We start from the raw sequence: 22,189 nt of genomic DNA on the forward strand, positions 1-22,189 counted from the left end.
CCAGGGTATCCGGCCGCCCCGGGTACGGTCTCCACCCCTGCCGAAACCCCTGCCCCGACCGGTTCTCAGCCCAGCGCCGCCCGCACCGCCGCCGCCACCTCCCCGGCCCGCTCGGCGGTGAGCGGACGGCCCCCCGCGTCGGTCAGGTAGAACGAGTCGACGGCCTCCGCGCCCAGCGTGGAGACGTGGGCGGTGCGCACCCGCACCCCCGCCCCGTCCAGCGCCCGGCCGATCCGGTGCAGCAGTCCGGGGGCGTCGTGCGCGCGGACCTCCAGAACGGTCGCGGTCGCCGAGGCCACCGCGGGCGCCACCGCGACCAGCGGCGGCGGGGTGGGGATGCCCTTGCGGCGCGGGGCGGCGGCGTCCCGTTCGGCGAGGCGGCGGGAGACGTCCAGCGAGCCGTCCAGCGCCCGGCGCAGGTCGGCGCGCAGCCTGGCGGCCTCCGGCAGCTCGCCGAACTCGGCGGCCACCCGCCAGGACAGCAGCAGCACCGGGCCCGCGCCGATCGGGTCCAGCTCGCGCAGGCCGGCCGAGCGGACGGTCAGCCGGTGCAGCGCGAGCACCCCGGCGACCGTGCCGAGCAGCCCCGGACGGTCCTGGACGGCCAGGGTCAGCTCGACGCCCATCGGTTCGGTGCCCGGGTCCGCCCCCGCGGCCTGGGCCAGCAGCGACAGCGCCGGCTCGCCGGTGCGGGCGGCCTCGACCGCGAGCCGCTCCTGCCCGGCGGTAGGCGCACCCTCCGCGGGCGCGCCGCCGGCCCCGGCGAGCCGGGCGGCGGCCCGGGCCACCAGGCCGTCCACCAGTGAGGCCCGCCAGCTGCTCCACGCGGCCGGGCCGGTGGCCAGCGCGTCCGCCTCGGTGAGCGCGTGCAGCAGTTCCAGCTCCGGCAGGGTGCCGACCGCCTTGGTGATCGCCTCGACGGTGGCCGGGTCGTCCGGATCGCGCCGGGTCGCGGTGTCCACCAGGGTCAGGTGGTGGCGGACCAGCACCGCCAGTGTCTCGGTGTCCTCGGCCCCGAAGCCCATCCGGGCGGCCACGTCGCGGACGATCACCTCGCCCGCCTCGCTGTGGTCACCGGGCCAGCCCTTGCCGATGTCGTGCAGCAGCGCGGCGACCAGCAGCAGGTCCGGCCGGGCCACCCGGCGGGTCATCGCGGCGGCCCGCACCGCCGTCTCCACCAGGTGCCGGTCCACCGTCCAGCGGTGCACCGCGTTGCGCTGCGGACGGCAACGCACCCGCTCCCAGTCCGGCAGCAGCCGGGTGACCAGTCCTTCCGCCTCCAGCGCCTCCCACACGGGCACGGCGGCCTCCCCCGCACCGAGCAGGGTGACCAGCTGCGCGCGCGCCTCGTCCGGCCAGGGCACCGGCAGCGGTCGGCACTCGGCGGCCAGCCGGCGCACCGTCGCGTACGAGACGGTCAGCCCGTTCTGGGCGGCGGCGGCCGCGGCGCGCAGCGGCAGCACCGGGTCGGTGGCCGGACGGGCGGCCTGGGCGAGCACCGCCTCGCCGTCCTGCTCGACCACGCCCTCGGCGAGCGGGCGGCGCTCGACCGCGCCCCGGGCCACCGCGCCGGTGCCGCGGCCGGCGCCGGTGAACGGGAAGCCCCGCCGGCCCGTCCGGCGGCCCCGGCCGGAGCGGGCGGCCAGTATCCGGTCCACCGCCCGCCAGGTGACGTCGCTCGCGTAGGCGATGGTCCGGGCGGCCTCGTAGACCTGGCGCAGCAGGGTGTCGGCGTCCAGCACACCGAGCCGCTCGGCGACCTGGTCCTGGTCCTGGAGGCTGAGCCGCTCGGTGGCCCGTCCGGTGGCCAGGTGCAGCGCGTCGCGGACGTCGGCGAGCCGCAGCGCGGCGGTCTCCAGGCCGTCCCGGGGCGCGTCGGCGAGCCAGGTGGCGGCGATCGCGTCCAGCGCGACCAGGTCGCGCAACCCGCCGCGGGCCTCCTTGAGGTCGGGCTCCAGCAGGAAGGAGAGCTCGCCGTGGCGTTCGGCCCGCTCCCGGCCCAGCTCGCGCAGCTCGGGCAGACGCGCGGGGGCGCCGGCGCGCCAGTCGGTGAGCACCGCGGAGCGCAGCGCGGCGGTGAGCGCCGCGTCCCCGGCGAGGTGGCGGGCGTCCAGCAGGCCGAGCTGGGCCTTGAGGTCGGCGGCCGCGACGGAGCGGGCCTCGGCGACGGTGCGCACCGAGTGGTCGAGCTTGGCGCCCGCGTCCCAGACCGGGTACCAGATCCGCTCGGGCAGCTCGCAGGCGATCGGGCCGTCGTGCAGCAGCAGGACGTCCAGGTCGCTGCGCGGGGACAGTTCGCCGCGCCCGTAGCCGCCGACGGCGACCAGGGCGACGCCGGAGGCGGGGGCGCCGGCGGCGGCGAGCAGCCCGGCCAGCCAGTCGTCGGTGAGCCGGGCGAGCGCGGCCCGGCGGGGTCGGCCGGTCAGACCGGGCCGGTCGAGCAGCTGGGCCCGGGCGGCGGCGTGGTCGGAGGGGGCGGAGGAGTCGGAGGGGCTGGTCTCGGTGGTCATGCGCGTGGGTCCCGTCCGTCAGGTGGGCCGCCGAGCGGTCGGTCGTCGGCGCCGTACGGCCTGCGGCCCGGCCGGGCGCCGATACGCCGTCGGCGGGCCCGCGCCCCGGGAGGGGTGCGGGCCCGCCGATCGGTCAGGGCCTCACAGGGCGTCCGGCCCGCGTTCGCCGGTGCGGACCCGGACGGCGGTGTCGACCGGGATGCTCCACACCTTGCCGTCGCCGATCTTCCCGGTCCGGGCGGCCTTCACCAGGGCGTCGATGAGGCCGTCGGCGTCCTCGTCCTCGACCAGGACCTCGATCCGGATCTTCGGCACCAGGTCCACGGTGTACTCGGCGCCCCGGTAGACCTCGGTGTGGCCGCGCTGGCGGCCGTAGCCGCTGGCCTCGGTGACGGTCAGGCCGTGGACCCCGAAGGCCTGCAGGGCGGCCTTCACCTCGTCCAGGCGGTACGGCTTGATCACAGCGGTGATGAGCTTCATCAGGCGTCGACCTCGGTCTTCTCAACGGGCTTCTCGACGGACACGGCAACCGGCGCGGGGGCGACACCGCCCAGGCTCGGCAGGGCCCGGGCCAGGCCGGCGCCCACGGCGCTGAAATCGTAGGCGGACTCGGCGTGTTCGGCCTGGTCGATGCCGGCCACCTCGACCTCCTCGGTGACCCGGAAGCCGACCAGCTTGTCGACCGCCTTCGCCAGCAGCCAGGACAGCACGAACGAGTACGCCGCGACCACCGCCACGCCCATCGCCTGCTTGCCGAGCTGGCCCAGCCCGCCGCCGTAGAACAGGCCCTTGGCGGTCTGGCCGACCCCGCCGGTGGCGAACAGGCCGATCAGCAGCGAGCCGATCGCCCCGCCGACCGCGTGCACGCCCACCACGTCGAGGGAGTCGTCGAAGCCCCAGCGGTACTTCAGCGAGACGGCGGCGGCGCAGACCGCGCCGGCGATCAGGCCGATCGCCACGGCGCCGAGCGGGCTGACCGAGCCGCAGGCCGGGGTGATCGCGACCAGTCCGGCCACCGCGCCGGAGGCGGCGCCCAGCGTGGTGAACGCGCCGTGCTTGAACTTCTCGTAGATCAGCCAGCCGACCAGCGCCGCGCCGGTGGCGACCTGGGTGTTGACCATCGCCATCGCGGCCACACCGTTGGCGGCCAGCGCCGAGCCGGCGTTGAAGCCGAACCAGCCGAACCACAGCAGCCCGGAGCCGAGCATCACCAGCGGCAGGCTGTGCGGGCGCATCGGGTCCTTCTTGAAGCCGACCCGCTTGCCCAGCACCAGGCAGAGCGCGAGGCCCGCGACACCGGCGTTGATGTGCACGGCCGTCCCGCCGGCGAAGTCGATCACACCGTTTCTGTCGCCGAGCCAGCCGCCGTGGCCGTTGTCGAAGAAGAACACCCAGTGCGCGACCGGGAAGTAGACGATCGTCACCCAGAGCGCGATGAACAGGCCCCAGGCGGCGAACTTGGCCCGGTCCGCGATGGCGCCGCTGATCAGCGCCGGGGTGATGATCGCGAACATCAGCTGGAAGACCGCGAACGCGGTCACCGGGATGGACCCGGTCAGCTCGTTCAGCCCGATCCCGCGCATCCCGAGGAAGTCCAGGTTGCCGATGAGTCCGGCGAAGGAGTCGGGCCCGAAGCTGAGCGAGTACCCGTAGAGGACCCAGAGCACGCTGACGATGCCGAGCGAGAGGAAACTCATCGCCAGCATGTTCAGTGTGCTCTTGGCCCTGACCATGCCCCCGTAGAAGAAGGCCAGGCCCGGGGTCATCACCATGACCAGGGCCGCACTGATGAGCACGAAGGCGGTGTCGCCCGCGCTGAAGCCGTCCGGCATCGGCGTCTCCTCTGCGTGAAAGCCGCTCCACACCCCGGGTACCTGTCCCGTGCCGCCCGGGGTGGCGGCGATGAAGAGGAGAGTGCCGAAGGCTGATTTCGGCCAGTGCGGTCGGTTGTTTCGCGGCCGTGACGCGTGCGTCGCGCGGGTTACGGGCACGTGAACCGCGGCCACGCCGAGGGGCCGGATGGGCTACCGTGCCGCCGCATGCCACCACCGGCGCCCCAGAAGCCACCGACCGCGGCGGCGGCGGCCGTCACGGTCGGTGGAGTCCGGTGCGGGGGGTCGCTCAGACCACCGAGACGTACTCCGGGATGTCCTGGACCACCCGCTCCTTGAGCCGGCTCACCGCGTCCACGCCCTTGAACCGGGCGGAGGCGGCCTCCGTGGTCTTGCGCACCCGGGAGTTCAGCCGCTCCGAGCGCACCTTGGTCGCGATGTCCACCGCCTGCTCGGCGTACACCACCGCCTCCTCGGCCTCCTTCTGCAGCAGGTGCACGCTGGCCATGCCGATCAGGTTGAAGGCGTACGAGCGCACGTGGTCGTCGTCCTGGCGGAACAGGTCGACCGCGCGCTCCATCACCGGCGCGGACAGCGAGGCGTACAGCTGGGCGTTGTCCGAGTGGTACGCGAGGTCGCGGAAGGAGTGCGCGTTCTCGGCGTTCAGCTCGGCCGGCGAGAAGAACTTCAGCCAGTCCGGCTCGCCGTCCCCGTCCCGGATGTCGGTGAAGGTGTCCTCGGCCAGCCGGATCGCCCGGGCGCAGCGGTTCACCTCGCCGATGGTGGCGTAGGCGCGCGCCTCCATCGCGTACAGCAGGGACTGCTGGCGCGGGGTGGCGGTGTCCCGGCTGCCGTACTGCGCCAGGTGGATCAGTTCCAGGGCGTCCTCACCCCGGTTGAGGTGGATCATCTGGCGGCTCATGTCGGTGAGGATCAGGGCGCCGAACGGGCGGTCGCCGGCCTCCTTGGCCGCGTGCAGGGCGAGCACGTAGTACTTCTGCGCGCTCGGGTGCATCCCGACGTCGTAGGACATCCAGCCGGCCAGGTGGGCGAGCTCGGCGGTGAGCCGGAACAGCCGCTTGGTGGTGTCCTCGGTGTACGTCTCCTGGAGCAGGTCGGTGACCTCGTGGAGCTGGCCGACCACGGCCTTGCGGCGCAGCCCGCCACCGTTCTGGGCGTCCCACTGGCGGAACATGACCGTGGTCTGCTCCAGCAGTTCCAGCTCGGGCTCGGAGAGCCGGCCGGTGAACGCCTCGCCGCCGTTGGCTGCGGTGAGGATCGGGGTGGGCATGCCGGTCGGGCCGGGGGCGAGCCAGCGCTGCATCGGCTCGATCAGCGCGGCGCCGGCGGTCAGCGCGAGCGAGGTGCCGAGGAAGCCCCGGCGGTTGAGCATCAGGTCGCTGCGGGAGTACTCGCTGATCAGCTGGACGGTCTGCGGGGCGCTCCAGGGCAGGTCCACGCCGCCGCCGACGGTGGACACCGGGATCGCGGCGCGCAGGCCGAGGTCCTCGATCGAGACCACGGAGCCGAAGCGCTCGGAGAACAGCTCCGACATGATCTTGGGGATCGGCTCGCGGGGCTGCTCGCCGTCGAGCCAGCGGCGCACCCGGGAGGTGTCGGTGGACACGTGGTGGGCGCCGATCTGCCGGGCCCGGCGGTTGACCTGGCGGGCCAACTCCCCCTTGGACCAGCCGCTGCGGGCGAACCACGTGGTCAGCTTCTCATTGGGTTGCTTCTCTGCCATGGGAACGTCCCCATCCCGCCCGGCCCCTTCGGGGCCCCCGATCGTGACCGCCCGACGGTTGCGGGCTCTTGCCAGACGTGCCGTGCCTGAGGTGTTGCGGTACCGCCTCGTCGTACTGGTGTGCCATCGCCCCGGACGGTACGTTCAGATCCCCAACTCCCGTTCCCCGGCGGCCCGGAGCAGGCTCCATGGCGACGTCCGTGTGCTGAACGTAGTGCCCCGCGAGGCACCCGTGGGAGCGGCCCTGGCGAAACGCCACCATTCGCCACCCCCAGGAGTGAACCGAAGCCAGGGAGCACACGCTTCACTGGATAGGCCCCGACAGTCCGGCATATGCGGGCCGCCAAGTCCTCCGGCCAGCTCCGGCGGACCCGGCGGACCTCACAATCCACCGCAGTCACAAGCGAGTTCGCCGCCCACTCGGAACAGCAACAGCCTCACGCACACGACGATCCGGCATCGGCGCCGCCCCCACAAGGCGGCGCCCGAGGCGCACCACCGCAACAGGCGCACGCCAAGCGCTGCGCGCCGCCACCGCACAACGCACCACGCAACGGACAATCAACGCACAGTCACCATCCCGTAACCATCGGCAACGAGAACCTGTTGGGGGAGGCATGGACAACCTGTTCGGCGAACTTCGACTGGGACACCTGCGGCTGGCACCGCTGGGCGCGCGCCGCCGCACCAAGGTCACCGCGTCCCAGGCCGCCGCGGAGTACACCGGCCGCTGGGGCTGGGCGGTCGCCACCGGCGACCCGGCCACTGGCACCCCGGCCACCGGCGCCACCTCCCCGACCCGCTGTCCCTGCGGCGCCCACCGCTGCGCCGCACCCGGCCTGCACCCCGTGCCGGGCGCCGGGAGCCGGGCCCGGACCGTCGGCGCCGAAGGCTCCGTACTGTTCCCCACCGGCCGCGCCTTCGACGTCCTGGACGTCCCCGAGCAGGCCGGCCTGCAGGCGCTGGTCCGGCTGGAGCGGATGGGCACCCAGGTCGGGCCGGTGCTCGCCCCGCCCACCGGCCGGCTGCAGTTCCTGGTCGCCGCCGGCACCGCCCGCCGACTGCCCGACCTGCTCTACCGGATGGGCTGGGACGACGCCGCGCTCGACCTGACCTGCCACGGCGAGGGCGGCTACGTCGCCGCCCCGCCCACCGTCCTCGGCGAGCTCGGCCCGGTCCGCTGGCTGCGCCGCCCCACTCGCGACAACGCCGGCTGCCCGCCCGAGGCCCGGCTGCTGCTCGGCACCCTCGCCTACGCCTGCCACCGCGGCCGTGAGCGCACCGCCGAGCCCGCCTGGATCGCCTCGTGACTCGCCCGCTCGCCTCCGGGGCGCTCTGACCCGGCGCCGACGCTCTTCGCTCCGGCACTCCCTCCTCCGTCGGTCGCTGGTCGCTTCTCGCTTTCGGCACCGGCGCGCCCCTTCGGCTCGGGGCGGGCCCTCGCCGGGCACGCGAAAGGGCCCGCCCCCGCAGGGGCGGACCCTTCGACCGACGGAGAGCCCCGGTCAGTCCCCGATCAGCGCGTCCACGAACGCACCCGGCTCGAACGGCGCCAAGTCGTCCGCGCCCTCGCCCAGACCGATCAGCTTGACCGGCACGCCCAGGTCGCGCTGCACCGCGACCACGATGCCGCCCTTGGCGGTGCCGTCCAGCTTGGTCAGCACGATGCCGGTGATGTCCACCACCTCGGCGAACACCCGGGCCTGGATCAGGCCGTTCTGACCGGTGGTGGCATCCAGCACCAGCAGCACCTCGTCCACCGGGCCGTGCTTCTCGACGACCCGCTTGACCTTGCCCAGCTCGTCCATCAGGCCGGTCTTGGTGTGCAGTCGGCCGGCCGTGTCGATCAGCACGGTGTCCACGCCCTCGGCGATGCCCTCCTTGACCGCGTCGAAGGCGATCGAGGCCGGGTCCCCGCCCTCCGGGCCGCGCACGGTGTGCGCACCGACCCGCTCGCCCCAGGTCTGCAGCTGGTCCGCGGCGGCGGCCCGGAAGGTGTCGGCGGCGCCGAGCACCACCCTGCGGCCGTCGGCGACCAGGACGCGGGCCAGCTTGCCGGTGGTGGTGGTCTTGCCGACGCCGTTGACGCCGACCACCAGGACCACGGCCGGGCCCTCCTCGTGCTTGACGGAGCGGACGGTGCGGTCGGAGTCCTTGCCGATCAGCTCGACCAACTCCTCGCGCAACAGCGCGCGCAGCTCGTCGGGCGTCCGGGTGCCGAGCACCTTCACCCGGGTGCGCAGCCGCTCGACCAGCTCCTGGGTCGGGGCGACGCCGACGTCGGCGGTGAGCAGGGTGTCCTCGATCTCCTCCCAGGTGTCCTCGTCCAGGTGCTCGCGGGAGAGCAGCGAGAGCAAGCCCTTGCCGATCGAGGTCTGCGAGCGGGAGAGCCGGGAGCGCAGCCGGACCAGCCGGCCGGCGGTGGGCTCGGGGACCTCGACGGCGGGCGCCGCCTCGGCCACCTCGGGGGCCTCGACCTCGACGACCTCGACGGCCTCGGGGGCTTCGGGGGCTTCGGGGGCCTCCGGAAGCGGAACCTCCTCGACGGTGCGGCGCGGCTCCTCGGTCGGCGGCGCGGCCTCCTCGCCGACCTGGGGCTCCTGCGGGGTCTTCGGCGCCGTGATGACCGGCGCCTGCGACTTCGGGGGCAGCTGCTGGCGTCGTCTGCCGGAAACGACGAGGCCCGCGATCGCGCCGATGGCGATCACGGCGATGACTACGGCAAGGATCACGTATTCCATAACTGCTCCAGTATCCGCGACCGGAGCCCGGATGGGCCGCAGCCGACCTAGACCGTCACCGTACGGACGCCCGCCGGCCGCCGCTCGCGCCGCTCTTCCCCGGCCGGGCGCCCCGGAGGTGCCCCCTCGCGCAGCCGCTGGCTGATCACCTGCGAGATCCCGTCGCCCTTCATGGTCACGCCGTACAGGGCGTCGGCGGACTCCATGGTCAGCTTCTGGTGGGTGATCACGATCAGCTGGGAACTCTCCCGCAGCTCCTCCATGATCCCGATCAGCCGGCGCAGGTTGGTCTCGTCCAGCGCCGCCTCCACCTCGTCCATCACGTAGAACGGGCTGGGCCGGGCCTTGAAGATCGCCACCAGTAGCGCCACCGCGGTCAGCGAGCGCTCGCCGCCGGACAGCAGCGACAGCCGCTTGACCTTCTTGCCGGGCGGGCGGGCCTCCACCTCGACCCCGCTGGTGAGCATGTTGTCCGGGTCGGTCAGCACCAGCCGCCCCTCGCCGCCCGGGAAGAGCCGGGCGAAGACGCCCTCGAACTGGGCCGCGGTGTCGTGGTACGCCGAGGTGAACAGCTGCTCGACCCGCTGGTCCACGTCCCGGACGATGTCCAGCAGGTCGCGCCGGCTGCGCTTGAGGTCGTCCAGCTGCTCGCCGAGGAACTGGTGGCGCTCCTCCAGCGCGGCGAACTCCTCCAGCGCCAGCGGGTTGACCTTACCGAGCTGCTGGTACGCCTTCTCGGCGGCCTTCAGCCGCCTCTCCTGCTCGGCCCGGACGTACGGGTACGGCTCCCCCGGCTCCTGCCCCTCCTCGGGCGTAGCGACATCAGCGGCTGACGCCGCGGTCGGCGGGACGAGCTGGTCCGGCCCGTACGAGGCGAGCAGTTCGCCCCCGTCGATGCCGAACTCCTCCAGCGCCCGGGCCTCCAGCTGCTCGATCCGCAGCCGCTTCTCCGCCCGCAGCACCTCGTCCCGGTGCCCGGCGTCGACCAGCTTGTCCAGCTCCTCCTTGAGACCGCGGCCGTGCTCCCGGTGCTCCCGTAGTTCGTCCTCACGCTCGGCACGCGCCTGTTCGACCGCCGCACGCCCGGCGTCCGCGCGGGACAGCGACACCTCCAGGCAGGCCAGCAGTTGCCGGGCTCCCGCCGCGACGGCCGTCGCCACCCCGGCGTCGTGCTCGGCGCGGCGGCGGCGCTCGGCGGCCCGGGCGCGCGCCTCCCGTTCGGCGCGGGCGGCCCGGTCCAGCTGATCGGCCCGGCCGGCCAGGGCGCGGACCCGCTCCTCGTGGGTGCGCACCGCGAGCCGGGCCTCCAGCTCGGCCTGCCGGGCGGCGGAGGCGGCCTCGGCCAGCCGCTGCTGCTCGGCGGGGTCCGGCTCGTCCTCCCCGGCGTCCGCCGACTCCTCGGCCACGGCGAGCCGTTCGGCCAGCTCCTCGGCGGTGGCGAGCAGTTCGGCCAGGCCCTGTTCGGCCCGGGCGGCGGCGGCCGACAGCCGTTCGGCCTCCCCGGCGGCGGCGCGGGCCTGCCCCCCGAGGCGGCCGAGCGCACCGGCCACCTGGGCCCGCTCCTTCTCCGCCTGCCGCCGCAGCTCGGCGAGTTGGTCCACCTCGGCGGCCGACTCCCGGCGCAGCTCGGTGAGTTCGGCCAGCCGCTCGGCCGACTCGGTGCAGCGCAGGGCGAGTTCCCCGATCGCCCGGGCCGCCTCGTCCACGGCCGCCTGGGTCTCCAGCAGGCTGGGCGCGCCGCCGGAACCGCCCTGAGCGAAGCCGGCGCCCAGCCGGTCCCCCTCGGCGGTGACGGCGGACAGTCCGGGGCGTTCGGCGACCAGTCGCAGCGCCGATTCCAGGTCGGCGACCACCGCCACCCCGGCCAGCAGGTTCCGGACGGCGGCGAGCAACTCGGCCGGGCCGTCCACCAGTTCTCCGGCCCAGCGGGCCCCGTCCGGCAACTCCCCGGCCGGATGCGGAACTTCCGCGGCCCCGGCGATCAGCAGCGCGGCCCGCCCGGCGTCCTGGTCGCGCAGCAGCCGCAGCGCCCCGGCGGCGGCGGACGGCGAGTCCACGGCCACCGCGTCGGCCGCCGCCCCGAGCGCCGCGGCGACGGGTACCTCGCACCCGGTCTCGATCCGCAGCAGCGCGGCCGCCGGGCCCAACAGTCCGGTCAGCCGCGCCCCCGCGTCCAGCAGCGCGCCGGTGCCGTCCTTGCGGCGCAGCCCGAGCGAGAGCGCCTCGTGTCGCGCGGTGAGACCGGCCCGTTCGCGCTCGGCGGCCCCGGCTGTCTCCCGGGCGGCGGCCAGCTCCCGTTCCACCGCGGCCAGCCGTTCCCGGGCCTGCCGGTGCCCGGCCTCGGCCTGCTCGTCGTCCCCGGTCAGGCCGTCGACCTGCTGCTGGAGCTCGTCCAGTTCACCCTGGGCGGCCTCGGCGCGCAGCAGCGCCTCGTCCCGGGCCTCGGTGAGCCGGCCGATCTCGGCCTCGGCCGAGGCGGCCTTGGAGCGGGCGGCGACCGCCTGCCCCTGCAGCCGGGCCAGGCCCTCCCGGCGGTCCGCGATGGCCCGGGCTGCGTCCCGCAGCCGGCGTTCCTCCGCGGCCAGCTCACGTTCCAGCTCGCTCTTGCGCTCGACCGCCTCGGCCAACGCGTACTGGGCCTCCTCCAGTGCCTCGGCGAGGGCGGCCTCCTCCTCGCGGACCCGCTCGGCCTCCCGCTCCAGTTCCTCCGGGTCACGACCGCGCCGCTCCTCGGCCTGTCCCCCGGCGGCGGCGTGCCGGGCCCGGGCCTCGGCCAGTCCGATGGTGCCGCGGGTGCGTTCGGCGAGCGCGGAGAGCCGGTACCAGGTCTGCCGGGCGGTCTCCAGGCTCGGACCGAGCTGCTGGACCTGCGCCTCAAGGACCCGTTCGCGCTGCACGGCGCGGGCCAGTTCCTGTTCGACGGTGGTGCGGCGCAGTCGCAGCGCGAGTTCGTCGGCGATCTCGGCTTCGACGGCCTGGCGCAGGGTGAGCAGGTCGTCGGCGAGCAGCCGCAGCCGTGCGTCGCGCAGGTCGGCCTGGATGCCGGCGGCGCGGCGGGCGATCCTGGCCTGTCGGCCGAGCGGTCCGAGTTGGCGGCGCAGTTCGGCCACCAGGTCCTGAACGCGGTTGAGGTTGGCCTGCATCGCGTCCAGCTTCCGCAGCGCCTTCTCCTTGCGCTTGCGGTGCTTGAGGACGCCGGCCGCCTCCTCGATGAAGGCGCGGCGGCCCATCGGGTCGGCGTGCAGGACGGAGTCGAGCTGGCCCTGGCCGACGATGACGTGCATCTCGCGGCCGATGCCGGAGTCGGAGAGCAGCTCCTGGATGTCCAGCAGGCGGCAGGTCTCGCCGTTGAGCGCGTACTCGCTGCCGCCGTTGCGGAACATGGTCCGGGTGATCGTCAGCTCGGCGTAGTCGATCGGCAGGGCGCCGTCGCCGTTGTCGATGGTGAGGCTGACCTCGGCGCGGCCGAGCGGGGCGCGCCCGCTGGTCCCGGCGAAGATGACGTCCTCCATCTTGCCGCCGCGCAGCGACTTGGCGCCCTGCTCGCCCATCACCCAGGACAGCGCGTCGACCACGTTCGACTTGCCGGAGCCGTTCGGGCCGACGACGCAGGTGATGCCCGGCTCGAAGCGCAGGGTGGTGCTGGAGGCGAAGGACTTGAACCCGCGCAGCGTCAGACTCTTCAGGTGCACGCGGCCGGTCTCCTCAATCGCTCACGACGGGAACCGACTGTATCCGGAGTCCGACACGACGAAGGGACGCCACATCCGGGCGTCCCTCGCAAAGCTGCGTCCCTTTCGGGGCGGCTCAGTGCACAGCGGCGTCGATCTGTGAGGACCGGGGCGAGGCTCAGGTCAGAGCCGGCTCCCGCTGGTCCAGATCGATGCTGTTGAGCAGCGAGTGCTCGTCAGCGACAGCGGTGAGCGCGTCGTTCTCAGCCTGCATCCGAAGGAGCTCGGCTTCAAGGTCCTGGACGCGCTGCTGAAGCCGTCGCATCTCGGAGAGCATTCGCGGGTCGGGGCCGCCGACGTACCCGAGAAGCGCCTTTGCCATGATGAATGGTCCTCCACGCTGAGTGACCGAACCGGAACGGTACAGGTCTAGGGGGAAGGGGGACGCACGCGCGGCGCGCACCGGAAGTGCTGGCTGGGCACTACGACACAACCACCGTGAGCTGGGCCCACGAGGGCATGCGCCTACCGGGATACGCGATCGTGTGCGCGGGCTTCAAGCGTCTCACCAAAGACGGTACGGGTCAACACGATCACCGCACGCTACCGCGCCCCTGTCACCCGCCCGGCGGTGTCGTCACGCTTCGGGGGTCTCGGGCCGGGTCAACCACGTGCTCGTGGATCATCGTTCGATGCGGAGTCAACCACGAGTCTGCCCGAATGGCAACCGTCTGACACCGACGGTTGCGGATCATTTCCGGGACGCGACGGCAGCGGGCCGGGAAACGGGGGCTCAGCGGATCTCGAAGCCCTCGTAACCCGCGCCGACGGCGGTCCAGATCTCGGTCACACCGCTCACCGCGCCGGGCGTGTCGGGGCCGCGCAACAGGACCAGCAGTTCCTCGCAGTCGGCGGCCGGCCCCTCGGCCACCACCTGTACCCGGCCGTCGCCGAGGTTGCTGGCGTAGCCGGTCAGGCCGATCTCCAGCGCCCGCGCCCTGGTCCACCAGCGGAACCCGACCTGCTGGACCTTCCCCCGGACCCAGGCGGTCACCCGGACCGGTTCATCACTGTGGGCGTCGCGACCGTGCATGCCCCGACCCTAACCGTCGATGCGGCCGGTCACAGCTCCACGGGGCCCTCGACCGACCAGCCCGGGGTGTGCACCTCGGCGTGCAGTTCGCCGCGGCGGGCCTCCCGGCCGCAGGTGCGGCAGACCCAGGCCGGGTCGAAGGGGTGCGGCTGGTGGCCCTCGGGCTCGTGGGCGAAGGTCACCGGGGAGTCCGGCCCCAGCCAGCGGTCGCCCCAGACACGCAGCGCGTGGGCGAGCGGGGCGAGGTCCCGGCCGGCCTCGGTGAGGTGGTACTCGTAGCGCGGCGGCCGCTCGCTGTACGGGCGGCGCTCGACCACCCCGGCCTCCTCCAGTGCCCGCAGCCGCGCGGTCAGCCGGTCGCGCGGGGCGCCGGTGTTGCGGGCGATCCGGTCGAAGCGGTGGTTGCCGTAGAACAGCTCGCGCACCGCCAGCAGCGCCCACTTCTCGCCCACCACCTGGAGCGCCGCCGCCATCGAGCACGGCCGGCCGGGGACGGCGGCCCAAGAGGCCGCGGGGGTGTCGGCGGTGCCGGTGGTGTCGGAGGTCACAGCGCCAGCCTGCCACACCGGGTTGCCTTCTCAAACCCGCGCCTCGATGTCCCCGGGGTGGCGAACGGCCCCGCCGGTCGGGACCGACGGGGCCGTGCGAGGCGGTTCCGGGACCGGAGGACTACCAGTCCCCGCCGCCGAAGTCCCCGCCACCGAAGTCGCCGCCACCGAAGTCGGTGCCACCACCGTCGAACCCGCCGAAGTCGCTGCCGTTGAAGTCGGCGCCGGTGTAGTCACCGCCCTCGTACTGGTCCTGGTAGCCGTGGTGCTCCATCATCGGCGCGGCCGCGTAGGCCGGGCTGCTCATCATCGAACCGAGCATGGTGCCGACCAGCAGGCCGGGCAGCAGGCCGCCGCCGAAGCCGCTGTAGTAGCCGCCCGCGTACGGGGCGTACGCCGGACCGGCGTTCCAGTACGGCTGCGGGCCGTGCTCGGTGTCGACGGTGCGCACGGCCGGGTCGAGGCCGGCCGCGACCCGGTCGGCGTCGGCCTGGCAGACCGGGACGGTGCGCGGGGCGCCGCCGGCCGGGGCCCACTCGACGTCCTTGACGGACGGACCGTGGCGCGGGTCCATGAAGCACGGGGGACGGCGCTCGGGCAGCGGGCGCTTGTCCCGCCGGGCGGCCAGGGTGGCCAGCGCGAACCGGCCGTCCTCGATGGCCTCGGTGACCTGCTTGACGTCCTCCGGCTTCTTCGCCTCGTCCATCAGCCGCTTGGACTTCTCGTACGCGTCCAGGGCGCGCGAGTAGTCGGTGCGCTGGACGTCGTCCGCGTCGGCGGCGGCCGGGTTGAAGTCGAGCCGCTCCAGCTCCACGCCGAAGGCGGTGATGTCCTCGTCCACCACCCGGCGCAGCTGCTCCAGCTCGGCCCGGGCCTGCTCCTCCTTGCGCTTCTTGGCGCGGCGGAAGAGGAAGAAGACACCAGCGCCGGCCAGCGCCACCAGCACCACCGGGATGACCACCCAGGCGATCGAGGTGCTGTGGTTGACCCCGTTGCCCTTGGCCTGCGGAGCGGCCTGGTCGACGAAGTCGTTCAGGGTGCCGTTGATGTCGCCCTGGTGCGAGCGGTAGGCCGCACCGGCGATCCGCTGCGGCATGCCCTTGGCGAGCGTGCCCTGGTCGGCCCGGGCGTCGAACAGGGTGCCGAGCCAGACCGCGTAGACGCCGTCGACGCCGACCTCGGTCCGCAGGTCCTGGAAGATCGTCTTGGTCTGGGTGTTGTACGGGGCCGCGTCCGGAAGCACCGCGATGAAGATCGGCTTGTCCGCCTTCTTGATCTTCTCGGTCAGGGCGTCCGCCTGGCTCTGGCTGAAGCGGTTGGTCATCGCCGGGTCGACGTAGACCTTGCCCTGCTTGAGGGTGGTGGAGACGTCTCCCAGCCCAGCGGCGGCCGAGGCCACGGGCGCGAACACGAGCAGCAGCCCGAGCAGCGCCGCCACCAGGGCAAGCGGCCCGGTGCCCCGGGAACGTCGTGCAAGGGTTCTCATGACCCCGACGCTACCGCGACCGGCGGCAGAGCACGGCATACCCTTCGCATACTGGTTATGACAGGATTCCCCGCCGACCGCCGGGGCGGTACCCCTTCGCGCGGATGAGATTTCCCCCGGTCGACCCTGAGACGGGTGGGGCGCGGGAACCAGCGGAGGCGCCCGGAACGTCCCGGCGGGCCCGGGGCGGCCCTGCGGCGGCCCGAGGGGCGTCCTGACCGTACCGCGCGAACGGGCATAGTGGGTCCCGGACCGCTGGCCCCTTTGCCTGTTCTTGACCCAGCCTGTTCTTGGCCCAACTCCCGATCGGAGCGTTCGGTGATCATCGGCCTCGTCACGGCCGTGGCGGCATCCGCCTGCTACGGCACCGGCTCGGTCCTACAGGCCGTCGGATCCCGCCGCTCCGCCCAGGGGGAGGCCGCCAAGGGCGCCACCACCTCGACCACCGAGCACGGCGGACCGAGCCTGTCCTCCACCGCCAAGGCCGCCGTCACCTGGGAGTTCATCACCGGTACGGTGCTCGACCTGATCGGCTTCGGGCTGGGCGCGCTGGCCGCGCGGCTGCTGCCGCTGTTCCTCTCCCAGACCATCATCAGCGCCAACCTGGTGATCACCGCGCTGCTCAGCATCAAGCTGCTGGGCATCCGGCTCAAGCAGCTGGAGTGGGCCTCGATCGGCGTGCTCTGCTCGGCGCTGGTGCTGCTGGCCGTCTCGGCCGGGCCGGAGGGCGGCCACCACGCGGAGACGGCCTTCCACTGGTGGCTGTTGATCATCACCACCGTGCTGCTGGTCGGCGGCAGCCTGCTGGTGCGCCGGATAGGCTCCAAGGGCGCGATCGTCGCCGGTCTGCTCTCCGGCCTCGGCTTCGGCGCCCTGGGCATCGGCGTGCGCATCCTCAACGGCTTGCAGCCCTTCGACCTCGGGCAGCTGCTCTCCGACCCGGCGCTGTACGCGATCCTGATCGGCGGCCTCGGCGGCATGTACGTGCACACCGTGGCGCTGCAGATCGGCTCGGTGAACGGCGCGACCGCCGCGCTGGTGGTCGGCGAGACGGTGCTGCCCGGCGTGGTCGGCGTGCTCTGGCTCGGCGACTCCTCCAAGGCCGGCCTGGGCTGGCTCGGCGTGGCCGGCTTCCTGCTCGCGGTGGTATCCGCGGTCGGCGTCGCCTACTTCGGCCAGGACACCCACGGCGCCCCGGCCGAGGAGTCCGCCGGGCAGCCGGAACTCGCCAAGAAGTAGCGGCTCAGCCCCCGCTGCGGGTCCGCGGCACGCGCTGGCAGCGGGGGCAGAAGTAGCTGGAACGGTTCATCCAGGCGGCCCGCCGGATCGGGGTGCCGCAGCGGCGGCAGGGCTCCTGCTCGCGGCCGTAGGCGTCGAGGTCCCGGGAGAAGTAGCCGCTCTCGCCGTTCACGTTGACGTACAGGCTGTCGAAGCTGGTGCCGCCGACGGCGAGCGCCGCGGTCATCACGTCCCGGGCGTTGGCCAGCAGCAGGGCGGCCTGCGGGCGGGTGAGCGTCCCGGTCGGGCGGTCGTAGTGCAGCTCGGAGCGCCACAGCGTCTCGTCGGCGTAGATGTTGCCGACGCCGCTGATCAGGGTCTGGTCCAGCAGCGCCCGCTTGACCGTCGTGCGCTTGGCCCTCAGCGCGGCCGCGAAGGCCTCGTCGTCGAAGCGCGGGTCGAGCGGGTCGCGGGCGATGTGCGCGATGGAGACCGGCGTGCCCTCCGGGTCGCCCTCCTCGGCCTCCTCGACCGCCAGAGCGCCGAAGGTCCGCTGGTCGACGAAGCGCAGCTCGCGCCCGCCGTCGGTGAAGCGCAGCCGGACCCGCAGATGGGTCTCGTCCGGCGTCGACGGGTCCTGGACGAGGAGCTGGCCGCTCATCCCGAGGTGGCCGATCAGCGAGAAACCCGTACCGGTACCGGTCAGCGGCAGCCAGAGGTACTTGCCGCGCCGCCGCGCGGTGCCGAGGGTGGCACCGGTCAGCCGGGCCGTGAAGTCGGCCGCGCCGGCCGGCTGGCGGCGCACCGCGCGCGGGTGCAGCACCTGGACGTCGGCGACGGTCCGCCCGGCGACCCAGTTCGCCAGACCACGGCGGACGACCTCGACCTCGGGAAGTTCGGGCACGGGAACAGGCCTCCTGCGAAGAAGAAGATGTCGGCAGGAGTGAAGGCTACTTCCAGGTCACGCGCCGGCGGGCAGCCGGTCCGCGTACTTCTCCTTGATCGCGCGCCAGGCGCTCTCCGCGGCCTTCTGCTCGGCTTCCTTCTTGGAGCGGCCGACGCCGCTGCCGAAGTCCTCGCCGGCCACCCGGGCCGCCGCGGTGAAAGTCTTCTCGTGGTCCGGACCGGACTCCATGACCACGTACTCGGGCACCCCGATGCCCACCGAGGCGGTGAGCTCCTGGAGGCTGGTCTTCCAGTCCAGGCCGGCTCCCAGCTGAGAGGACTCCTCGATCAGCGGGTCGAACAGCCGGTGGACGAACTCGGTCGCCGCCTCCAGACCGCGGTCCAGGTAGACGGCCCCGATCACGGCCTCGACCGTGTCGGCGAGGATCGACGACTTGTCGCGGCCGCCGGTGCCCTCCTCGCCCTTGCCGAGCCGGATGAACGCGCCGAGGTCCAGGCCCCGGCCGACGTCCGCGAGCGCGCGGGAGTTGACGACCGCGGCGCGCAGCTTGGCGAGCGTGCCCTCCGGAACGTCCGGGTGGACGCGGTAGAGGGTGTCGGTCACCACCAGGCCCAGCACCGAGTCGCCGAGGAACTCCAGGCGCTCGTTGGTGGGCAGACCCCCGTTCTCGTACGCGTACGAGCGGTGGGTCAGGGCACGTACCAGAAGGGCGCGCTCAAGCGTGTACCCGAGGCGCCCTTCCAGGACGTCGTATTCGGTCGAAGCCGGCCCGCCGGCCTTGCCGCTGCCCGAAGAACCCTTCGAGGCAGAGGACGCCTTGCGGGTGGAGTTACCGTCCGACATCGATCCGTGCACCCCGCCGATCAGACCGAGAGGACCTGGCGGCGGTTGTACGTGCCGCAGCTGGGGCACGCGATGTGGCCGAGCTTCGGCTCGTGGCAGCGGTCGCACGCCACGAGGGCCGGAACGACGGCCTTCCAGTTGGAACGGCGGTGGCGCGTGTTGCTGCGCGACATCTTCCGCTTCGGAACAGCCACGGCTACTTCTCCTGGTTCTCGGCGGCACCCTCACGGGTGTCGCTGTTCTTGATCCCGTCACCCTCGTCGCCGGGGGCGGCGGAGAGTCCCTGCAGAGCCGCCCACCGGGGGTCGGCGGCGTCATGGTGGTGCGTCGGGTCGTCGCTCAGGCGCGCTCCGCACTCGGAGCACAGGCCCAGGCAGTCGTCCTGGCACACCGGCTGCAGCGGCAGTGCGAGCACCACCGCGTCACGCAGCACCGGCTGGAGGTCGAAGAAGTCGCCCTCCAGGCGGTAAGTCTCTTCCTCCGAGTCCTCGTCGAGGTCCTCGGTCCCGGTGGTCCGGGCGCGGTGGCGCTCGTCGGACTCCGGGTAGTAGTACAGCTCCTGGAAGTCGACGTCGATGTCGAACTCGACGGGCTCCAGGCACCGGACGCACTCGCCCTCGACGTGGGCGTCGGCGGTGCCGGTGACCAGCACACCCTCGACCACGGACTCCAGGCGGAGCTCCAGCTCGATCGGGCTCTTCTCCGGGACACCGATCACGTCGATGATCCCGAAGCCCTCGGGGGCCTCCAGGGTCCGGCTCACCTTGCGCATGGCGCCCGGACGACGGCCCAGCTCGTGCGTGTCGAACACGAGGGGGTCGCGGTGGTCGAGGCGGTTCAAGGTGTCCTGACTTCCATCGGAATCAATGCTGTGTCCCCATACGAGTCGACGTTGCGAGGGCAAGCCGACGGCCGGACATGGGGATGCCGGAGTGGTCAGACTACCGGAGTCTCCCGCCAGGCCCAACTTCGCTCCCGTCAGGAGACTTCCGGCAGCCCCGCCGGGGGCCCGCTCAGCGGCCGCCGAGCTCCCGCAGCCGGGTCATGTCGATCATGCTGGTGTCGAAGAAGCTGGTCTCGTCCAGGCCCTGCTGCTGGTGCGGCACCGCCGGGGGCGGGGCGGGCTGCTGGTGGTGCGGCACGGCCGGGGGCAGAGCCTGCTGCTGCGGGTAGGTGTAGCCGTCGTACGGCTGGGCCCCGTAGCCGTCCTGCTGCTGGGGGTACCCGTAGGCGCCGCCCTGCTGCTGGTCCTGGTAGCCGGGCTGTTGTGGGTAGCCGCCCTGCTGCTGGTGGCCCCACTGGGCGCCGTACGGGTCACCCTGGCCGGCCGGGTCGAAGCCGCCGCCGTACACCTCGGCGTACTGCCCGCCCTGCTGGTGAGCGGCGGCCGCGTACTGGTCGGTGCCGGGGTCCTGCCAGCCGGCCGCGGCCGGGGTCTGCTCGGGCCAGGTCTGCTGCTGCGGGACGTCCTCGCGATACCAGGCGATGTCGTCGCCGTCGGCGTCCGCGGCGAAGCCGGCGGCCACCGCCTCGGCCCGCTCCTTGGCCTGCTGCGCCTCGTCGGCGGCGGCCAGGTAGGCGCCCAGCTCGTCGATCGGCCGCTTGCCGAGGAGCTTGTCGCGGCCCTTGCCGACCGCCTCCAGGGTGGCGCCGAGCACGTTCTCCAGCGTGGCGAGCTTCACATCGACGTACTCGTCGACCTCGGGGCTCGGGCTGATCCGCTGCGGCTGGAACTCCTCGCCGTCGGTCTCGCCCTCGTGGTCGGCCTCGAAGACGCTGGAGTCGCCGCGCAGCTTGGTCCGGCCGCGGCCGACCGCGCCGAGCGTCTTGGTCAGCACGACCTCGAAGTTGGCCAGCTTGCTGTCCACGTAGTCGTCCGCCTCGGCCCGCTTGGCCTCGGCCTCGCCCCGGGCCTCGGCCAGGATCCGGTCCGCCTCGGCCTGCGCCCGGCGGACCACCTCGGTGTCCGAGATGAGCGAGCCGCGCTCGGCGTGCGCGCCCCGGATGATCCGCTCGGCCTCGGCCTCGGCGTCCGCCACCACCTGCTCGTGGTCGGCCATCACCGACTGCGCCTGGGCGAGTTCGGCGGGCAGGGCCGCCTTGAGGTCGTTGAGCAGGCCGATCAGCTCGGCCCGGTTCACCACGCAGGAGGCCGACATCGGCATCGAGCGGGCGTTCTCGACCGCCGCCACGATCTCGTCGACCTTGTTCTGCACGTCCACGGGGCTTCGTCTTTCCGTGTGCCGCCGACGGTCCGGCGGAGGCAGGCCCGGCGCGGCGTACCTCACCGCGGGGCAGGAATACAGACTGTACGGCCCCCGCGCGGCGAGCTCACAACGCCTGAGCCGAACCGGCCTCCGCCGCCTCGGACAATCCGTGACGAACCGGCAGAAACGGACGAGCGGTCGACTACTGCTCGGCCTTGCGCTCCGCGATCCGCTCGACCAGTCGGCGGTGCACCGTCTCCGGCAGCAGGTGCGAGACGTCGCCGCCGTACGAGGCGACCTCCTTGACCAGCGTCGAGGAGAGGAAGCTGTACGTCGGCGAGGTCGGCACGAACAGCGTCTCCACGCCGGTCAGGCCGTGGTTCATCTGGGCCATCTGCAGCTCGTAGTCGAAGTCGCTGACCGCGCGCAGGCCCTTGATGATCGCGGGGATGCCGCGCTCCCGGCAGAAGTCCACCAGCAGGCCGTGGTACGACTCGACCACCACGTTGCCGAACTCGGCGGTGACCTCCTCGATCAGGCCGATCCGCTCCTCGACGGTGAACATGCCCTGCTTGTTCCGGTTGATCAGGATCGCGACGTGCACCACGTCGTACAGCTTCGAGGCGCGCCCGATGATGTCGAGGTGGCCGTTGGTGATCGGGTCGAACGAACCGGGACAGACGGCTCGGCGCATGGCGTGTGCTCCCTCGTGGGGTGACGGCTGCTACGGGCCGCGGCCCGCTACTCGTGGTCGCTGGCCTCGGCGGCGGCGCGACCGTACCAGAGCGTGCCCTCGCCGTAGCGGCGGGAGCGCAGCACCTCGAAGCCCTCGGGCCAGCCGAACTCGCCGCCACGGGTGCTGCGCTCCACGGTGACGAGTGCGTCCTCCGCGAGCCAGCCCCCAGCCAACAGTGTGATCAGCATCTCCCGCAGTTCCCCGTCCGTCACGGCGTACGGCGGGTCGAGGAACACCAGGTCATAGGGGGTCTGCGGGGGCGGGCCGACGATCACCTTCTCCGCCTTGGCGGCCCGCACCTCGGCGCCCGGCAACCCGATGGTGCGGACGTTCTCCCGGATCACCCGGGCCGCCTGGCCGTCCGCCTCGACCAGCAGGACGTGCTCGGCCCCGCGCGACAGTGCCTCCAGGCCGACCGCGCCCGATCCGCCGAACAGGTCCAGCATCCGGGCCCCGTGCAGGGTGCCGCGAAACGCCTCCAGGGTGGAGAACATCGCCTCCCGGGCCTTGTCGGAGGTCGGGCGGGTGCCCCGGCCGGGCGGTACGGCCAGCCGGCGGCCGCCGGCCGACCCGGCGATCACGCGGGTCATGGTGGTGAAGGGTCCTTTCGTCGCTGCCCGACCACGCTATCCCGCCCCGAGCCGAAGGGGCGC

19 protein-coding genes are annotated in these 22,189 nt (G+C 73.3%); 2 read left to right on the top strand and 17 right to left on the bottom strand.

Annotated elements, in window-relative coordinates; translation table 11 throughout:
• Positions 1 to 65: 65 nt before the first annotated feature.
• The 4 genes from ACZ3UD_RS06530 to nsdA form a co-directional block, all read right to left on the bottom strand.
• Positions 66 to 2,510, bottom strand: coding sequence for a [protein-PII] uridylyltransferase (locus ACZ3UD_RS06530; RefSeq protein ID WP_465582948.1), 2,445 nt, complete (start codon positions 2,508 to 2,510; stop codon positions 66 to 68).
• A 141-nt stretch (positions 2,511 to 2,651) separates the two neighbouring features.
• Positions 2,652 to 2,990 carry a P-II family nitrogen regulator gene (locus tag ACZ3UD_RS06535; protein ID WP_380612682.1) on the bottom strand — a complete coding sequence of 113 codons (339 nt, stop codon included), beginning with the start codon at positions 2,988 to 2,990 and terminating at the stop codon, positions 2,652 to 2,654.
• Complete coding sequence (locus tag ACZ3UD_RS06540) at positions 2,990 to 4,342, bottom strand: ammonium transporter (RefSeq protein WP_465582951.1); 1,353 nt, start codon at positions 4,340 to 4,342, stop codon at positions 2,990 to 2,992. The genes ACZ3UD_RS06535 and ACZ3UD_RS06540 overlap by 1 nt, the downstream gene beginning before the upstream one ends.
• 289 nt (positions 4,343 to 4,631) lie before the next feature.
• Complete coding sequence (gene nsdA / locus ACZ3UD_RS06545; RefSeq protein WP_465582954.1) at positions 4,632 to 6,086, bottom strand: transcriptional repressor NsdA; 1,455 nt, start codon at positions 6,084 to 6,086, stop codon at positions 4,632 to 4,634.
• Positions 6,087 to 6,703: 617 nt separating this feature from the next.
• On the opposite strand from nsdA, the gene ACZ3UD_RS06550 reads away from it, so the two are divergent.
• Complete coding sequence (locus ACZ3UD_RS06550) at positions 6,704 to 7,396, top strand: bifunctional DNA primase/polymerase (protein ID WP_465582957.1); 693 nt, start codon at positions 6,704 to 6,706, stop codon at positions 7,394 to 7,396.
• A 195-nt stretch (positions 7,397 to 7,591) separates the two neighbouring features.
• Here the strand turns inward: ACZ3UD_RS06550 and ftsY are convergent, their stop codons facing one another.
• The 6 genes from ftsY to ACZ3UD_RS06580 all read right to left on the bottom strand — a co-directional run bounded on the left by ftsY (position 7,592) and on the right by ACZ3UD_RS06580 (position 15,625).
• Positions 7,592 to 8,827 carry a signal recognition particle-docking protein FtsY gene (gene ftsY, locus ACZ3UD_RS06555; protein ID WP_465582959.1) on the bottom strand — a complete coding sequence of 412 codons (1,236 nt, stop codon included), beginning with the start codon at positions 8,825 to 8,827 and terminating at the stop codon, positions 7,592 to 7,594.
• Positions 8,828 to 8,874: 47 nt separating this feature from the next.
• A complete protein-coding gene (gene smc, locus ACZ3UD_RS06560; RefSeq protein WP_465582962.1) occupies positions 8,875 to 12,519 on the bottom strand; it encodes a chromosome segregation protein SMC in 3,645 nt (1,214 codons plus the stop codon).
• A 157-nt stretch (positions 12,520 to 12,676) separates the two neighbouring features.
• Positions 12,677 to 12,880 carry a hypothetical protein gene (locus ACZ3UD_RS06565; RefSeq protein WP_045702518.1) on the bottom strand — a complete coding sequence of 68 codons (204 nt, stop codon included), beginning with the start codon at positions 12,878 to 12,880 and terminating at the stop codon, positions 12,677 to 12,679.
• A gap of 411 nt (positions 12,881 to 13,291) precedes the next feature.
• The gene (locus ACZ3UD_RS06570) at positions 13,292 to 13,591 is read right to left on the bottom strand and encodes an acylphosphatase (RefSeq protein WP_465582966.1); all 300 of its coding nucleotides are present in this window, start codon (positions 13,589 to 13,591) and stop codon (positions 13,292 to 13,294) included.
• A gap of 29 nt (positions 13,592 to 13,620) precedes the next feature.
• Positions 13,621 to 14,139, bottom strand: coding sequence for a winged helix-turn-helix transcriptional regulator (locus tag ACZ3UD_RS06575; protein WP_465582969.1), 519 nt, complete (start codon positions 14,137 to 14,139; stop codon positions 13,621 to 13,623).
• A 121-nt stretch (positions 14,140 to 14,260) separates the two neighbouring features.
• The gene (locus ACZ3UD_RS06580; RefSeq protein ID WP_465582972.1) at positions 14,261 to 15,625 is read right to left on the bottom strand and encodes a hypothetical protein; all 1,365 of its coding nucleotides are present in this window, start codon (positions 15,623 to 15,625) and stop codon (positions 14,261 to 14,263) included.
• A gap of 318 nt (positions 15,626 to 15,943) precedes the next feature.
• On the opposite strand from ACZ3UD_RS06580, the gene ACZ3UD_RS06585 reads away from it, so the two are divergent.
• The gene (locus ACZ3UD_RS06585; protein ID WP_465582974.1) at positions 15,944 to 16,864 is read left to right on the top strand and encodes a DMT family protein; all 921 of its coding nucleotides are present in this window, start codon (positions 15,944 to 15,946) and stop codon (positions 16,862 to 16,864) included.
• 4 nt (positions 16,865 to 16,868) lie between these two features.
• Here the strand turns inward: ACZ3UD_RS06585 and mutM are convergent, their stop codons facing one another.
• The 7 genes from mutM to rsmD all read right to left on the bottom strand — a co-directional run bounded on the left by mutM (position 16,869) and on the right by rsmD (position 22,126).
• Positions 16,869 to 17,747 (bottom strand): bifunctional DNA-formamidopyrimidine glycosylase/DNA-(apurinic or apyrimidinic site) lyase, encoded by an 879-nt coding sequence (mutM, locus tag ACZ3UD_RS06590; protein WP_465582977.1) that lies wholly within the window; start codon positions 17,745 to 17,747, stop codon positions 16,869 to 16,871.
• Between the two features lie 57 nt (positions 17,748 to 17,804).
• Complete coding sequence (gene rnc, locus ACZ3UD_RS06595; protein ID WP_380612671.1) at positions 17,805 to 18,593, bottom strand: ribonuclease III; 789 nt, start codon at positions 18,591 to 18,593, stop codon at positions 17,805 to 17,807.
• Between the two features lie 20 nt (positions 18,594 to 18,613).
• Entirely contained in the window at positions 18,614 to 18,787 is a 174-nt protein-coding gene (rpmF, locus tag ACZ3UD_RS06600; RefSeq protein ID WP_030056747.1) for a 50S ribosomal protein L32, read from the bottom strand.
• Between the two features lie 2 nt (positions 18,788 to 18,789).
• Complete coding sequence (locus tag ACZ3UD_RS06605) at positions 18,790 to 19,434, bottom strand: YceD family protein (RefSeq protein ID WP_380612670.1); 645 nt, start codon at positions 19,432 to 19,434, stop codon at positions 18,790 to 18,792.
• A 172-nt stretch (positions 19,435 to 19,606) separates the two neighbouring features.
• The gene (locus ACZ3UD_RS06610; RefSeq protein ID WP_465582980.1) at positions 19,607 to 20,815 is read right to left on the bottom strand and encodes an ATP synthase F0 subunit B; all 1,209 of its coding nucleotides are present in this window, start codon (positions 20,813 to 20,815) and stop codon (positions 19,607 to 19,609) included.
• Between the two features lie 187 nt (positions 20,816 to 21,002).
• Positions 21,003 to 21,494 (bottom strand): pantetheine-phosphate adenylyltransferase, encoded by a 492-nt coding sequence (coaD, locus tag ACZ3UD_RS06615; protein ID WP_465582983.1) that lies wholly within the window; start codon positions 21,492 to 21,494, stop codon positions 21,003 to 21,005.
• Positions 21,495 to 21,541: 47 nt separating this feature from the next.
• The gene (gene rsmD, locus ACZ3UD_RS06620) at positions 21,542 to 22,126 is read right to left on the bottom strand and encodes a 16S rRNA (guanine(966)-N(2))-methyltransferase RsmD (RefSeq protein ID WP_387622242.1); all 585 of its coding nucleotides are present in this window, start codon (positions 22,124 to 22,126) and stop codon (positions 21,542 to 21,544) included.
• Positions 22,127 to 22,189: the final 63 nt, after the last annotated feature.

It is taken from the genome of Kitasatospora sp. NPDC023118 (assembly GCF_055560875.1).